The sequence below is a fragment of the Desulfomonile tiedjei DSM 6799 genome, from assembly GCF_000266945.1.
Classification (GTDB): Bacteria; Desulfobacterota; Desulfomonilia; order Desulfomonilales; family Desulfomonilaceae; genus Desulfomonile; species Desulfomonile tiedjei.
In genome coordinates this window covers 4,452,934-4,468,260 of record NC_018025.1, presented here as the reverse complement: position 1 = coordinate 4,468,260, position 15,327 = coordinate 4,452,934, and the positions used below count along the sequence as shown (strand labels likewise).

Annotated in this window: 15 protein-coding genes; 6 read left to right on the top strand and 9 right to left on the bottom strand. The window is 49.5% G+C overall.

The genetic code is table 11. The annotated features are described in order from the left end of the window. Window positions 1–112 precede the first annotated feature (112 nt). Complete coding sequence (locus tag DESTI_RS19040) at window positions 113–1,255, top strand: hypothetical protein (protein ID WP_014811597.1); 1,143 nt, start codon at window positions 113–115, stop codon at window positions 1,253–1,255. Window positions 1,256–2,011: 756 nt separating this feature from the next. Here the strand turns inward: DESTI_RS19040 and DESTI_RS19035 are convergent. Beyond that, entirely contained in the window at window positions 2,012–2,638 is a 627-nt protein-coding gene (locus DESTI_RS19035) for a cyclase family protein (protein ID WP_014811596.1), read from the bottom strand. 139 nt (window positions 2,639–2,777) lie between these two features. Here DESTI_RS19035 and DESTI_RS19030 point away from each other — a divergent pair, with 139 nt between their 5' ends. The 5 genes from DESTI_RS19030 (at window position 2,778) to DESTI_RS19010 (ending at window position 8,722) form a co-directional block, all read left to right on the top strand. Further along, a complete protein-coding gene (locus DESTI_RS19030; protein WP_014811595.1) occupies window positions 2,778–4,031 on the top strand; it encodes a M48 family metallopeptidase in 1,254 nt (417 codons plus the stop codon). 101 nt (window positions 4,032–4,132) lie between these two features. After that, a complete protein-coding gene (locus tag DESTI_RS19025) occupies window positions 4,133–4,339 on the top strand; it encodes a hypothetical protein (RefSeq protein WP_014811594.1) in 207 nt (68 codons plus the stop codon). 128 nt (window positions 4,340–4,467) lie between these two features. Continuing rightward, the gene (gene der, locus DESTI_RS19020) at window positions 4,468–5,859 is read left to right on the top strand and encodes a ribosome biogenesis GTPase Der (protein WP_052316143.1); all 1,392 of its coding nucleotides are present in this window, start codon (window positions 4,468–4,470) and stop codon (window positions 5,857–5,859) included. Window positions 5,860–5,934: 75 nt separating this feature from the next. Next, window positions 5,935–8,148 carry a RelA/SpoT family protein gene (locus DESTI_RS19015; RefSeq protein WP_014811592.1) on the top strand — a complete coding sequence of 738 codons (2,214 nt, stop codon included), beginning with the start codon at window positions 5,935–5,937 and terminating at the stop codon, window positions 8,146–8,148. 46 nt (window positions 8,149–8,194) lie between these two features. After that, on the top strand, window positions 8,195–8,722 hold the full coding sequence (locus tag DESTI_RS19010) for a hypothetical protein (protein WP_014811591.1): 528 nt from the start codon (window positions 8,195–8,197) through the stop codon (window positions 8,720–8,722). 148 nt (window positions 8,723–8,870) lie between these two features. Here DESTI_RS19010 and DESTI_RS19005 read toward each other — a convergent pair whose 3' ends face one another. The 8 genes from DESTI_RS19005 to rpe all read right to left on the bottom strand — a co-directional run bounded on the left by DESTI_RS19005 (window position 8,871) and on the right by rpe (window position 15,196). Beyond that, window positions 8,871–9,215 carry an aromatic acid exporter family protein gene (locus tag DESTI_RS19005; protein WP_014811590.1) on the bottom strand — a complete coding sequence of 115 codons (345 nt, stop codon included), beginning with the start codon at window positions 9,213–9,215 and terminating at the stop codon, window positions 8,871–8,873. A 160-nt stretch (window positions 9,216–9,375) separates the two neighbouring features. Continuing rightward, window positions 9,376–9,570 (bottom strand): 50S ribosomal protein L28, encoded by a 195-nt coding sequence (rpmB, locus tag DESTI_RS19000; protein WP_014811589.1) that lies wholly within the window; start codon window positions 9,568–9,570, stop codon window positions 9,376–9,378. Window positions 9,571–9,597: 27 nt separating this feature from the next. Continuing rightward, window positions 9,598–10,014: a DUF1844 domain-containing protein gene (locus DESTI_RS29140; protein WP_014811588.1), complete on the bottom strand. Its 417-nt coding sequence runs from the start codon at window positions 10,012–10,014 to the stop codon at window positions 9,598–9,600. Window positions 10,015–10,094: 80 nt separating this feature from the next. Further along, window positions 10,095–11,039, bottom strand: a complete 945-nt coding sequence (locus DESTI_RS18990) for a DnaJ C-terminal domain-containing protein (RefSeq protein ID WP_014811587.1) — start codon at window positions 11,037–11,039, stop codon at window positions 10,095–10,097. Between the two features lie 49 nt (window positions 11,040–11,088). After that, the gene (locus tag DESTI_RS18985) at window positions 11,089–11,529 is read right to left on the bottom strand and encodes an Hsp20/alpha crystallin family protein (RefSeq protein WP_014811586.1); all 441 of its coding nucleotides are present in this window, start codon (window positions 11,527–11,529) and stop codon (window positions 11,089–11,091) included. A gap of 107 nt (window positions 11,530–11,636) precedes the next feature. Then, complete coding sequence (locus tag DESTI_RS18980) at window positions 11,637–12,683, bottom strand: lysozyme family protein (protein ID WP_014811585.1); 1,047 nt, start codon at window positions 12,681–12,683, stop codon at window positions 11,637–11,639. Between the two features lie 54 nt (window positions 12,684–12,737). Further along, window positions 12,738–14,465 carry a tetratricopeptide repeat protein gene (locus DESTI_RS18975; RefSeq protein ID WP_014811584.1) on the bottom strand — a complete coding sequence of 576 codons (1,728 nt, stop codon included), beginning with the start codon at window positions 14,463–14,465 and terminating at the stop codon, window positions 12,738–12,740. Between the two features lie 50 nt (window positions 14,466–14,515). Further along, entirely contained in the window at window positions 14,516–15,196 is a 681-nt protein-coding gene (rpe, locus tag DESTI_RS18970; protein ID WP_014811583.1) for a ribulose-phosphate 3-epimerase, read from the bottom strand. Window positions 15,197–15,327: the final 131 nt, after the last annotated feature.

The following is a 15,327-nucleotide window of genomic DNA, read 5'->3' as shown; positions in this document are numbered from 1 at the left end:
GCTTTAGAGAATTATTCTGAAAAAAGTATAACTTTTTCTCAGAATTCACTTGACATAATTTCGCGGTTGAATAATGACACCATCCCAGGACATTCAGTCAAGGAGGGATGGTATGGTGATAGTAAAGCCCTTGAAGCTATTGGTTTGTCTATGTGTTCTGTCGCTAACACTAATAACTGCAGCCACCGTCACGGTTAGCTGGGCCTACAGCGATATTTCGGGCTCGACTGTGATCCAGGGCGATGCTTTGTCCGCAGAACCGCGGGTAAATCCACAGTATCGTTCCAAGGCACCGGTGCGTACGCAACAATCGGCGGTTTCTTCGGGGTACACTGCCAGGAGGAGTTATTACTCCGCTCCCCCTGTAGCCTATCCGGGAAATCCGTCCCAGGGTGCCGTCTGCCCACCGGGCAATCCGGGTCCGGGGTCTGCATGCGGGCCTTTTCCCCAGGGCGGAGGACTTTCCAATCTTTTCGGTCTCCAGGGATTTGGATACGGACCGTGTGCTCCACCTCCTTTTCTCCCGAGAATGGGGTGCAGCAAGTTCCAGTTGAATGCCAAAATCTGGTATTCAAATCTCAACTCCTCTACGATCGTATGGGGCAGTAATGCAATCGGCGGCGAAGCCCCTCAATTGAGTTTGACCAAGAATCTTGGACTGCGGAAGTACGAGTACCTGTCCGAGTACGAGGCTCAGTGTCAGGTGAAGCCCAATTGGGGCATTCGGGTTTCCTTCATGCCGATCCGCTATCGGGACAACTTCATTCCATCATCAATGTTTTACTTCGGAAATACTCTATATCCGGCATTCGTTTCCACGCTTACCATTTGGGACCGCAACATTTACCGAGCAGCCCTCGTGTATGACTGGTTCAAGCAACCCCATGCAATATCAAGCTTGTTTGCCGGCTATACTCTGGTTGATGACAAGCTTACGGTAAGTGACACGATCCAGACAAGGACACGAAATCAGGCCGCGCATCTCGCCACCGCAGGCATGAGCTTTGAGCGATTCGTCAGATATCTCGGGACGAGTGTAGCCTCTGTTCACTGCAAGTGGTCCATCGATTTTCTTGAAGGCTACCTCGGTTGGGACGGATATGCGGCAGGAAGAATATCCGTGCCGATGAACTATGGACGATACGGCTACATTGAGGCAGGTTGGCGCTGGGTAGTGTTGGAAATCGATCAGCCGTGCAACGTAAATAAGATAAGCCTCGAAGGAGCTATGGCTGCTGTAGGAATCATTTTCTAAGGTCCGGTCCTGTTGGAAACATCTCAACCGCAATTGAGGAAGGGCGTCGTCAATCGGGTTCCCGAACTTGCAACGGGGCGCGTTCCTTCCGAAGGTTGAATGTCCACTCTACCGGCGGTACCTCGAAATTCGGGAACCCTGAAGCACGGCGATGCCCATCAAAAAGGCCCGACACCCGGTCGGGCCTTATACTCGTTGTGCCATCACAAGGAAAATATTCAAACAAGGGTATGCATTCAGTTATTCGCGGGGAAAATCCCCCCGCCCCCATAGGCGTTAAAATAAGGACATTCCCATCTCGAGCGCTTTGGTAGGGGTCGGCGTCTCTGCCGACCCATGTTGATGGAAAACGCCCGCGAACAGCGAGGAATCCACCATTCAGCAACTAACCTGATCCTTGTCATTGCGAGGAGCGCAGCGACGTGGCAATCGCCTGGGATCAGGCGCTTAATTTCAGGCGATTGCTTCGCTTTGCTCGCAATGACAGTCATTCAGACACTCTGGCAAAAACGATGCAGTTCGCTTTGATCATCACATCCTGAGTCGGATTCTTATTTTAACGCCTATGCCCCCGCTCCCCCTTTTAAAGGGGGGCAAAAAAGCGACACTGTTCCCTTTAGTAAAGGGGCGTAGGGGGGATTTAAGAACTCACAGTACCGCGATCACGAGAAACGATGATCTCTACTCCCTCGCGTGACTATTGGGTTTGTGAGAGTCGCGAAGCGCCGCAATTAAGCGGCCCAAATCGATCGCTTGTCAGTCCATTTCTATGAGTACTCGAGCAGGTGCTCCGTCCGCCCCTAAAATCTTCAGTGGAAGACAGTAGATCGTGCACGGGCCTGCAGGTATGTGCCCCAGATTGAGACTCTCCACAACAAGAATTCCTGCCTGCAACAATATGTGATGAACCTCTGCTGCCGAGCTGTGGTACGTTTCTATAGAAAAATAATCCGTTCCAACCATTCTGATGCCTGACTCGGATAGATAAGAGGCTCCATCCTTCGTAAGCGACACGTAATTCTCATGAAAATCGGGCTCCAGAAGTTTCCGGCTGTTGTCGGTTTTGAAGAAAACCCGGGCAACGCCCTTCAGGTCACATGAATGCAGGACATCTCGATTCAGCTCGGGGTGGCCCGTCAAATCCAGGATTTTCCCCGGACCGATGAGTGTCTCTAGAGGAATTTCGTCGACTGTATACCCCCAATTCAGGTAATGCGCCGGCGGATCGACATGAGTACCCGTATGTGTTCCCATGGTAATGGTGGATAGATTAAATTTATCTCCCATGGTTGTCTGAAAAAGGGGAGTCATCTTGAAAGGAGGGTCGCCGGGGAAAATGGCCATTTTTTCGTGCAGGGCCAATGTTGCATCATAGAGCGGCATGTTTTTCTCCCGAATCCGAAAGCATCGAAACGGCAGGAAAAATCAACAGGATTGCTAATACTATAGATCTCATGTGGAAGTACATCCAGCCGGTTGTCAGAATATTTTATGAAAAACGAAGTCTTTATTGGAGCAATCTATGGTAGTTGAGTGGAATTCCATTTCAATCGTGTTCGGCGCTATCTATCTTCTGCAGCTTGCATTCGCAATCGGTATGGAGATGCTCAATCGCAGGCACCTTGTGCAGAAAGGCTCTGATGTACCTGAGAGCATGAAAGGGTTTGTCGACAGGGATAAGCTCTTGCGGATGAATCAGTACAGTCTGGATACCAGCAATCTGTACATTGTGAAGAAATTGACGGGTGATTCTCTGTTGCTTGCGGCGATCCTTTTCGGATTATTCCCCTGGCTTGGAGGTCTTTTTGTCTCTTACTCCTATGTTGTTGCAGGACTGTGCTTCTTCCTGATGCTCGGAGCCATTTCTTTCGTACTCGATCTCCCTTTCGATTACTACGCCACATTCGTTCTTGAGGAAAAATACGGGTTCAACCGAACGGATATAAAAACATGGTTCTTGGATAACGTAAAAGCGGTCGGGATTTCCGCTGTATTTGCCGTAATTACCATAGGGCCGCTCTTGTGGAGCATACTTTTTTCGCCTGATTATTGGTGGCTCCTGGGATTTGTGATTGTTGCCGTGGTTCAGTTCTTTCTTATTGTTCTGTACCCTGTTCTGATTGCACCGTTATTCAACAAGTTTGAACCTCTTTCCAATACCGAATTGGCAGAAAAAATTGAGTCACTGGTTCGAGAAACAGGGATGAGGACAGAAGGTATCTTTCGGATGGATGCAGGGAAACGGAGCACGCATTCCAATGCATATTTTACCGGTGTGGGAAAAACCAAGAGGGTAGTGCTCTTCGACACACTCATCGACACCCATACGCAGGACGAGATCCTGGGGGTGCTTGCTCACGAGCTCGGGCATTTCAAAATGAACCACGTGCTCAAATCATACCTGCTGAGCCTCGCAACCACACTCGTCGTCTTTTATGCAACATATCGTATCCTGAACTGGCCTTTAATGTACGAGACGTTTCATCTCGATCCGGTCAGCAATTACGTGGCGCTCGTCATAGTGGCAATTTTCTGGAAGAAAGCCGGCTATTTTCTCCGGCCTATAGGCGCAGCCATTTCCAGGAAATTCGAACGAAGTGCAGATGTCTTTGCATTGCGACTCCTGATGAACTCAGGACCTCTTGCGACCGCGCTCAAAAAACTGGCAGGCCATAATCTTTCGAACCTGAATCCTCATCCTTTTTATGTGTGGTTCTATTATTCTCATCCTCCACTTCGCGAACGAGTCGAATACCTTGAATCCGCGAGAATCTGAGATCGAATGGAGATGTGAAAAAACAAAAACATTTAATCCTATGGCAAAACCGAGAATGTGGTATGTTTCTCCCCGTGATTTCGAATCAGAGGTAATACGAAATGTTCCGATGGCTTCTTATAGGCGCAATGGCAATCGTGCTCATGACCTCCCCTGTTGCGATTTCTCAGGATCAGGAAATCGTTAACTGTTGCATCCGGCCTTGCAGTTGCCTTCCCAATGCAAAACCGCAATGTGTAAAGATCACAAAGGAAGAATGCGAGCGTAAGAGAGGAGAGGTAGTGGCTGATTGCATGTTGTGCGATTGAGCGGAAAGGACTATTTGTCAATATAAGATAGCAAAAAGCACCACAATTTAAGCGGTGATTTCGTCCCGGGGAAATGAAGGACTCCCGCCGAAGTGACCGCTTTTCCTATTGTATGGTATAGTTTTGGTATGGCGAAAAGTACACGTAAAAAACTTGTTGCTCTTGTAGGCAGGCCGAATGTCGGCAAGTCTACTCTGTTCAACATGCTGACAGGGACACGCCGGGCGTTGGTCGAAGACACTCCCGGACTCACCAGAGATCGTAATTACGGGGAAGTCACGATCCGAGACAAATCTTTCATAGTCGTGGATACCGGCGGATTCGAGCCGACCACCGAAGATGTCATGCTTTCCCAAATGCGTACACAGACCCTGGTGGCAGTGGAACAAGCGGACATCATCGTTTTCATGGGCGACGCAAAGGCTGGGATAACACCGTCTGATTATGAGATCGTCCGTACATTGCAGCGAACTGATAAGACAGTTTTGTACGCGGTCAATAAAGTCGATTCAGAGAAGCAGGAAAATTTCGCGGTGGATTTCTTCGGGCTCGGCGTCGAGCCCATCTATCCGGTAAGTGCAATTACGGGCTATGGGGCTGATGAACTCATCGATGCCATACTGGAAGGAATTCCGGAATCGATTTCTGAACCGGCCGGGGAGCCGTTGACGAAAATTGCGGTGGTGGGCAGGCCTAATACGGGCAAATCCACACTGATCAACCTGCTCCTGGGAGAAGAGCGGCTTGTAGCTAATCCTGCGCCGGGAACCACCCGGGATTCTATAGACACTGTTGTCAAATACCACGGCAAAGAATACGTGTTTATCGATACCGCAGGTATACGGCGCCGTGCACGGATCGTCGACAGGGTTGAGAAATACAGTGTCATCAAAGCGTTCCAGAGCATCGATCGGGCCGATATTGTCCTGGTGCTTCTGGACGCAACGGAAGGGGTTACGGATCAGGACGCTCGTATTGCAGGGTACGCGTACGAAAAGGGCAGGGGGGTTATCATTTTGCTCAATAAATGGGACCTGGTGCAAAAAGATAGTAATACCATCCATGCCTTTACCGCTCATGTGAGGGAATTCCTGAAATATCTCCAGTATGCGCCTATACTGACGCTCTCGGCACTTAAAGGTACGCGTGCGGTAAAACTTTTCGGTCTTATCGAAGAAATGGAATCCGTGTACAGGAAACGGGTAGGCACTGCGGAACTGAACAAATTCATTGAAGAAACAACGACAAGTCATCCACCGGGTATGCATCATAAAAAACCCATAAAGATCTACTACCTGACGCAAGTTCGTACTGCTCCGCCCACATTCATGTTTTTTTGCAATTATCCGGAATCCATCCATTTTTCGTACAAACGATTTCTCGAGAACCGGTTGCGCGAAGCCTTTGATTTTCGTGGTTCCCCCCTGCGCCTCGTCTTGAAGAAAAGACAGGGCAGGCTTTCCGATCAGGAGCAAGCCAAGAAACCGCGACGGCCGGGTTCAAGGAAGCGCTTCGTCTAATATGCCGATGTCGGGGGTTGCCCTTGTCTTATCGGGTGTCGTAATATTTTGCAGGGACAAACGAGTTTTTTCCGAATGGAACAAAAGGTATCCACAAGTGCACAACAAATTGGATCAAACGTGAGTCAGACGGGCAAGACCATAGTCCGTTTTGGTGAAATCCAGGATTTAGTCAAATCATATTATCCGGATGCTGACCTGGATCTGATCCGCGCGGCGTACGTGTATTCCGCTCAGGTCCATCTTGGGCAGACACGACGTTCCGGTGAGCCCTATCTCGTCCACCCCGTCGCTGTCTCGATGATATTGGCCCAGATGAAGTTGGATGAGGCGTCCGTGGCAACGGGCCTGCTTCACGACACAGTAGAGGATACCCTTGCCACGCTTGAGGAGATCGAGCGTTTCTTCGGGAAAGAAATTGCTGCGTTGGTGGATGGGGTCACCAAAATCAGCAAAATAGAATTCCAGTCAAAAGAAGAACGACAGGCAGAGAATTTCCGAAAGATGATTCTGGCGATGAGCCGGGATATTCGCGTATTGATGGTGAAATTGGCTGACCGGTTGCACAATATGCGAACTCTCGGCCCCATGCCCCCCGACGCACAGGTCCGCATTGCGCGTGAGACTCTGGATATATACGCGCCTCTAGCAGCTCGACTGGGGATCTACTGGATGCGTACCGAGCTGGAGGACCTTGCCTTTCGGTACGTAAATCCCGAACGATATTCCACTATTGCAAGGCGTCTCGAGGAATCTCTGAAACAAAGAGAGGAGTACGCGAATAATGTACTCCGTATCATCACGGAGAAGATCGAGCAGTACAATATAAAGGGCACAATCAAGGGACGAAACAAGGAAATCTTCAGCATTCATCAAAAGATGATCACTCAGCACCTTGATTTCGACCAAATCCACGATCTCACTGCTTTTCGAATCATCCTGAATAATGTCAGCGAATGTTACGCTGTGCTCGGCTTGATCCATTCTCTGTGGCGGCCGGTCCCGGGCAGATTCAAAGATTACATTGCCATGCCCAAAAGCAATGGGTACCAGTCACTCCACACTACCGTTATCGGTCCGGAAGGACTGCGCATAGAAATCCAAATACGTTCCACGGAAATGGACCTCATTGCTGAAGAAGGTATAGCAGCCCACTGGTCGTACAAAGAAGGCAGGATTCCCGAAGCGGAAGATGCTAAAGTGGTGAATTGGCTGCGCCAGATGATGGAATGGCAGCAGGATCTGGACGACCCTCGCGAATTTTTCGAGAATGTCAGGGTCGATTTGTACCCTGATGAGGTCTACGTTTTCACGCCGAAAGGAGAGGTAAGGGAATTTCCCAAAGGAGCGACACCGCTTGATTTCGCGTATGCGATTCACACCGAAGTGGGGCATCGGTGTGTGGGCGCGAGGATCAATGGGAAAATGGTGTCTCTCAAATATCAGCTTCGAACTGGCGACAGCGTTGAAATTATTACCTCCGTTCACCAGAAACCAAGCAAAGATTGGCTCAAATTTGTCAAAACCGGTCGGGCCAAGACTAAAATACGCCATTATGTGCTGACCGAGGAGCGAGAACGGTCCATTCAGATCGGGAGAGAAAGCACGGATCGGGAACTTCGCAAGTGGCGTATGGAGATATCCCGGGTCGAAAGAGAAGGGGAGATACTCAAGATTGCCCAGGAGTTCAGCTTCAAGACCGAAGCCGATCTTTACGCAGCCATCGGTTACGGCCGCATTTCACCCAAAGTCATCATTACCAAGCTGGTCCCGCCTGCAGAGCGTGAAAAAGCAAAAGCATCGCTGGTCGAAGAAAAACAGATCAAAAAGAACCATTCCACTGCCAAGAGCGGCGTGCGAGTGCAGGGCCTGACGGACGTTATGGTAACTTTCGCGAAATGCTGTAATCCGCTTCCCGGAGACAGCATTCGTGGATTCATCACTCGAGGAAGAGGCGTAACGGTCCACAATCAGGACTGCCCCAACCTCGCGAGAACAGATGTCAGACGAGTAATCGATGTGACCTGGGATGAAGATCAGCCTATTCGCCGGACCGCAAAGCTCGCTTTACAGGTCGAGAACAGGATGGGCATGCTCGCTGCGGTGAGCGGCACAATTTCGTCGAATGATTCGGATATAGTTCAAGCGAACATTAAGAATGTCAACGACAACTATGCTGAAGGCGTTTTTGTCGTATCCGTGAAGAATGTAGATCACCTCAATTCTCTGATGAATGCCCTGAGAACGACACGCGGAGTAAAGAAAGTCGATCGGCTGGCAATCATGTGATCTGTTTTTTCCAAGAAATTACAGCACTGGACCAGAGGGAACGAAATTGAGGAAAGAATATGGAGCCGCATTACGTGAAGTGTTTACTCAAATCTTCACCAGTGCTTGTCCTTTCTTTGCGCTGGTAAAAAAGCACTCTGCATTGGCTGGTTTTCAGGGTGAACGCGCGTATCGTTGGGCTGTTACCGACAGCCGGCACCTGTGGGTGGTTCTTGTTCCGGACCAAAAACGTGAAGCATTTACGATTGAGCTTGGCTGGTCCACGATGGGGCGCTTTCCGCAACTAACGATGCGTCCGTCATTCGCTCGACCGGAAGAGGTGGGGTTGGAGCATGAGTACTTGTGCCGTTTGGGTGAATTGTCACGGGGAAAGGACTGGTGGTGGGCGATTGAGGAATTGCCGTTGTGTGCCTCACAAGACCAAATTATGGCATACATTATCGCGCAGACAATCCCGATTTCTCCTGAAGTCGCACGGTCACGGGTTACTCCTCATGTGAAGGAAGCCGTCAAAGAGTTCGAGCTCTTCGGTCTCCCATTTCTCCGCTCTCACACTCAGGATTCCAATCTGTGATGTCAGTGCTTCTCCTCAGTGCATAATGGGTTTCATTCATCATAGACCGAGCGGCACGCTCGTGCCCCTCTGGGTCTCATGCGACTTATATGGATGCACTGACGCGGGTACCTGGTCAGCAGGAATGCTGCAGTCGGACACATAATCTTCAAGCATTCACCGCCTTTACTGAATAGTCATCAGGGTTCATCCGGGCTACGGGGATAATGACTTCTGAAACCCAGGCGCGGAACGCTTTGTTAATCAAAGTTGTGGTTTCATCCCAATCGCCGGAATAATCGGACTCTTCTATGTCTTCAATGATCTCTGGGGTAAGCCCTGAGAATTCAGCCAAGTCCTCCCGCGTCATACGGAGCTTATTCCGAATGTCGTAGATTTGTTGAGCGAGATCGGATTGTCTGCTTGCTTCTTCGAACGAAGCCTTTCTCTCGGGATTGCCTTTAATATATCGGTTGTAGGCCCACTCCACGGCATCAGAACTTTTTTCACTCATAGTGCGGCTCCCAGTAGAATGTATGGGTTGCTGGATTTTTCACACACTTTTTCGCAACAGTCAATCTTGTTGTTAAGTCGTCGGACAGGAAGGGTTGAAAGTTTGAAAGTGGCGGAAGCGCCGCAAGTTTATACCTACGGCGCAATTGATTGGATGGACATCAGGGGGCTTTCGTTATCATATTCGATCGAATGCATCGGGTACACACTTTCATCCTTTTTACGCGGCCGGAGGATTCCAGGACCCTGACTTTCTGAAGGTTAGGATATGATATTTTCTTGGTACGGTTGTGTGCATGGCTCACATTATACCCCTTCAGCGGTCGTTTGCCGCACACTTCGCAAATGCGGGACATTTGTCGGTTCTCCTTTTCACATGGGCGCTATTTTTCTTTGGCAGCTTCAACAAAAGCAATTCTCAATTGAAAGAGCGTTTCATTGAGAACTTTTTGTTCTTGATCGGACAGATTACCACGAGTCTTGTCCTGAAGCAAGGCCAGAAGGTCAATGGTCTGGCGGGCGCCAAAAAGATCCCGTTCCGTTTCGGAATCCGGGAATTTTATCATTCCCATCTGCAGCAAAGCAGTATTGGCAAGGCTTAACACGAAAGAGTTGAAATCAAGGGGCTGATATTCTCTTTCTCTCTTCCTATCGGCAGGTTTTTCCGAAGGGGCTTCTGTTTTTGGCTGTTCAGGTGGAGTTTCCGGTTCTTTATCTGCGGATGTTGCTTTCGACTCCCCTTCAGTAGTGAATCTTCGTTTATCACGTATAGTGAATTCAGATTTTTCAGATTCGTCCATCAGCTCCTCCAATGTATAAACAATTGTATAGATCGTACGGAATGATCCAAAAAATTCGTGATTGAGTCACGATCAAAGCGTCAGAAACCATCCCCCCAGATACCATGTCGCGGATTGGAAGGATTTCGACGCTCGAATTCTGCGAGAAGTTCCCGAGACACAGGATCGATGTGGGACGGAATGATAATCTGAGCTACCACATAGAAATCTCCCCGCTCTTTGTCCCTGATGGAAGGAAAGCCTTTATCCCTGAACCGAAAATTCGTTCCCGATTGGGTGCCTTGCGGAATCTTCAGCACGAGCCGCCCGTCCGGAGCCGGAACTTCGATTTTCGCGCCCAGAACTGCCTCGGAAATGGTTATGGGCAGTGTCGTAAAGATATCGTCACCTTCCCTCCGGAAAAAAGGATGTGGAGTAACCGTCACGTCAAGAAACAAATCTCCGGGAGGCCCCCCTCTCAATCCGGGCGCCCCCTGTCCTGGAACCCTGATCCTCGAACCGGAATCCACTCCCGCGGGAACGTGCACATTGATTTTTCGATCCATGACTGAAACGATAGCCGACACACCATGAAAAGCCTGGAAAAAGTCCACGGTCAGACGATATTCAAGGTCCGTGCCGCGAGCCGATCCTGATTTCCTGGTACGACGGTTACCGTCGGACTTAAAGAAGTCGGAAAAAACATCGTCAAAAAAACCGTAATCACCGGACCTCGAGAAGTTGCTGAAATCGAAATGGTACGTATTTCTCTTTTGACCGGGGCTGCCGTACCTGGTGCCGGAAAAATCGCGAAAGTGGCCATCCAAACCGTCATGACCGAAGGTGTCGTACATCCGTCGCTTTTCTCTGTCGGCAAGAATTTCGTACGCTTCGCTCAATTCTTTGAATTTGGCTTCGGCAGTTTTGCTATCGCCATTCATATCGGGGTGGTACAGTCGGGCGAGCTTACGATATGCCCGCTTGATCTCCTCTTCGGAGGCCGTCTTCCCCACACCAAGCACACTATAGGGATCGCGTTTTCGCATGTTTTGTCGCTTACTTCGGAATGTCTAGTATAGCTATGATCGGCGGAGATCAAAGGAGACACATCACCTGTATGCTGTGCTCAATGCCTCTCTCGGATTTGGGCAAAATTACCTCAAGGATACCATCCACATATTTTGCCACGGCATTCTCTACGTCGACATATCCGGGAATGGTAAAGCTTCTCTGAAAAAATCCCTGATTTCGCTCGATTCTATGATAATTCGAGATTTCAGGATCCTTGTCGGAAGGCCTTCGGCCGGAGATGACCAATGCGCTGTTACTGACTTCCACATTGATGTTTTCTTTGCCTACTCCCGGCAACTCCACCCTGAATATGTACGCTTCCTGCGTTTCCAGAATGTCAACAGCAGGGCACCAATATCCGGCACGAGGGAGACAGGATTCAGCCGATCCGGTGTGCATGATGCGATGTAACTTTTCCTGCATGTTTAGCAAATCTTTGATTGGATCCCATTTATTGAGAGTCATTTATTCCCTGCTCCCGAGTTAAGGTCTCAATTTTTCGGCATAATTCTTGTACTCTTGAGACAAGGTTAAGACTTTTTCCGCCTCTAGTCAAGTCCAAATAGGTGTCCCTACGACTTGGGCGGAGCTGCTATATATCCTTCTTTGCCGAGTTCCCGGAGCAGAAGAGAGCCCTTGCCCCGGGGCACCGATATGGAATGCACTAGAGGCGTTCCTTTTACCTCTGCCGGAAATATACCGGATGAGGGCCGTAATTTGGGATTCAACTCCATTATTTCACGGGCAGGCATGTTCAGAATTTTTGCTACTTTAGCGACAGGTAGATCTTTGGCCAGACGAATCCCCGCGACCTGATCGAAAACAAACGGGTGGGATTCCTTGAAATCGAGGCCAAAGTAACTTCTTTCAGAGGCAATGATCTTGAGCGCAATCCATCTCGCCACAAGTTCTTCCGCCGGTTCGGGAAGCGGCAAGTCCCAAAAGTCCCGGGTATTCCATTTCTGCATAGCTTCTTTGACCGTATTACGCCCAAGCATGTAAGCCGCAACGGTTATGAGCCAGTCCCCATTTCCCAACTCTTTTCGGATATCTTTGATCGTGTGGCTGAAGCATCGGGTTGACAATTCCAGATCCATGCGATCGTCATGCCATGTATCTTCCGACATTGCCACGCCTTCAGATGCGGAACAGACCTTCTCGAGGGACCACCAGCCCACACCGGCTTGCCGGGATTGCGATTTGAGATTTGCTCCGGATAGTATGGGAGAGAGCCAGACAAAATCTTTCGGAATGCCTTCCTTGGCCAGAATCTCTTCAAAAAGCCAGCTATAGCGATTCTTGTCCGAAAGCCAATCGGTGAGAACACTCCTTGCATCCAGGAGGAGGAAATTTATCTGAAAAAGGACTCTCGACTGTACATCCGGTCTCTGGAGGGGTACAATCCTACCGGCAAATGAGAATGGCTTCTCAAGCAGGGATGGAGGAATAGAATATCTGACGCAACTCGGGGAAGGTTCTTTCTGAGGTCCTCTTGCCTCGACCGATACTGCCAGCGCTTGGGCCATGAAAAGAACAAGCCCGACAACGACAATTCCGGTCCTTTTGCATTTAATGAGATTCCGGCTCCACTTGGATTCAAGAATCGTTCTATATTTCATAATCTCATCAGCTCGAACGGAGCACCCTGCGCTCGATCGAATTCTCGGGCTCCGCTATTTTTTCGCGGCACTCTCCTTTTCCAATTTCTTAAGTTTTTCCTGTACCACGATGTTTTCGGGATTCAGTTGGAGAGATTTCTTGTACGCCTCAACTGCTTCTGAACCGCGCTTTTTCTCGAGCAGCACGTCCCCCAGGTGTTCGGCCAAAATAGGGTCGGTCTGCACTTTTTCAATAGCTTTCAGGAGCAGATCCAGCGCTTCGTCGGTTTTTCCGGATTTGTACAAGACCCAGGCCAGCGAATCCATAATGTACCCGTCGTCCGGCTTCAGCTCCAGTGCTTTGCGGACAAGTTTTTCGGCTCTCCCGAGGTCTTTTCCGCCGACTGCAAGCGTATATCCGACGAAATTCAGAGCGCTCGCGTCGTCCGGTTTCTCCACGATGATTCTCTCCATTTCAACCAGTGCCTGTTGGCGACGCCCGCTTTTTTCCAGTGCATTTCCTTTTGAATAACGAATCCTGACATTTGTTGGGTCGAGTTCAAGAGCCTTATCGTACATCACGAGGGCTTCGGTATATCTGTTCAACTCCTCCAGAATCGAGCCCTTGATGTGAAAAAGGTCCGGTTCCTTAACATCCGTATCAATCGCTTCATCAACGTACCTGAGCGCTTTGCCGTAATCCTTTACTTTGAGAAACATCAGTCCCAGTATGATGCGGGAATGGAGAAAAGTAGGCTGGCCCTTGCGAATCTGGATAAATTCCTTTTCTGAATCGTCCAGTTTGCCCTGTTCTTTGAGCACCCTTCCCAACTGAAAACGGACCTGATCCCATCCGGGTTTTGTCAGGAGAATTTTCTGCAGAATTTCTATCGCTGTATCGTATTGTTTCTGTTCGGCCAGAATCATGGCCATTTTGATCTGAATTCCAAGATTTGAGGGGGCAAGTTTCGATAAATCTTCAAAAACCTGGTACGCCTCGGCGTATTTTTTCTGACTGGCCAAAGCCTGTCCGAGGTTGAGTCGAGACGTCACATTGGTAGGGTCAAGCTCGACGGATTCCCTGAAATGTTCTTCCGCTTTGGCGTGTTTGTTCATGAGCAGGTAGATGCCGCCAAGTTCCGTATGTACCTGAGCAGGATTTTCAACCCCTTTGTCCAGCAGAGATTCGAAGGTTTCTATTGCCTCGTCGAACTTTTTGCCTTCAACGAAAACTCTTCCCAGGTAAAAGAAACCTTCCTTTTCATCGGGAAACTGTTTCGTCATTTTCGTAAACGTCTTCTCAGCCTCTGGAAAAAGCCTCTGAGAGACCTGCAACGATCCGATGAAGACGTAGAGCTCTCGCTCGTCGGGTTTCAACTCCAGCGCACGACTGTATTCCTCTATGGCTTTATGACGATCCCCCGTGACCGTGAAGATTTTCCCCAGGAGCGTGAACGCTTCGTCATTGGTGGGTTCCAAAAGCACCGAAATGCGGGTCATAATGAGAGAATCGGCGATTTTTCTGTTCCTGGCCAGTACATTTCCCACACGCGTGTACAGGTACGATGAACCTGGGTCCAATTGGAGCGCTTTTTTCAGATTCCGGACTACACCTTCAGTATCTCCGGCAAGCTCCGCCTGTTCTGCAAGAATAAAGAAGAAACCGGGATCCTTTTCCAGATCCGGATACGTAATTGACTTGGCTTCAGGGACTTTGTTCTTGGCTTTGGCAGCGGAACAATAATCGGTGGCGAGCATAACGACCGCGCTCAGGGCTGCAATAATCAACAGCAATTTTCTCATGCTTTGACCTTCTCTTGAAAGTGAATGGTTCTGAATCCGGCCTGGTTGACTCATTCGCCCGTACGGCACTGTGTTTCCGCACTGCGAAGAAGGTTGATTGCGTCGGAATACGGCGGACGAAGGAATACCGCACTTCCGGCGACAAATATATCGGCGCCCGCACATATAAGGTCAGGCGCAGTCGAAGGAGCTACTCCACCATCCACTTCGATGCGAATGGGATATCCCGATTTGTCCGCCATCTCCCGTGCGGATCTTACTTTTTCCAGCATGGTGGGAATAAACGATTGACCTCCGAAACCGGGATTAACGGTCATTATCATGAGAATATCCAGTTCCGCAAGCACATATCTGACTGCTTCGAGCCCCGTTGAAGGATTTAGAGCGGCTCCTGCTTGCATTCCCAGCTCTCGTATACGCGTCAGAGTTCTATGGAGATGATGAGTCGCTTCGGGATGAACCGTCAAAATGTTTGCTCCAGCCGCGTGAAAATCTTCGAGGTACCTGTCAGGCTCAGCAATCATGAGATGGACGTCCAGCGGGATAGTCGCAATCTTCTTGCAGGCTTCCACAATCATAGGGCCAATCGTGATATTCGGCACGAAGTGACCGTCCATCACATCAATATGCAGGAAATCCGCCCCAGCTTGTTCGACCGCTTTAATTTCGTCGCCCAGTTTTGAGAAATCAGCGGACAAGATTGACGGGGATACAAGAATTCTACGATTCATACTATTTCCTTTGGGACATGGTAGGCCTGCGATGAGATTCTCTTCTCCGACAGATTTCGGCGATCATCCGGGAGTCCGTCGGGACAGGCTCGGGTCACTCGTCTGGAGACGGAAGCGCCAAAAAGACTCGG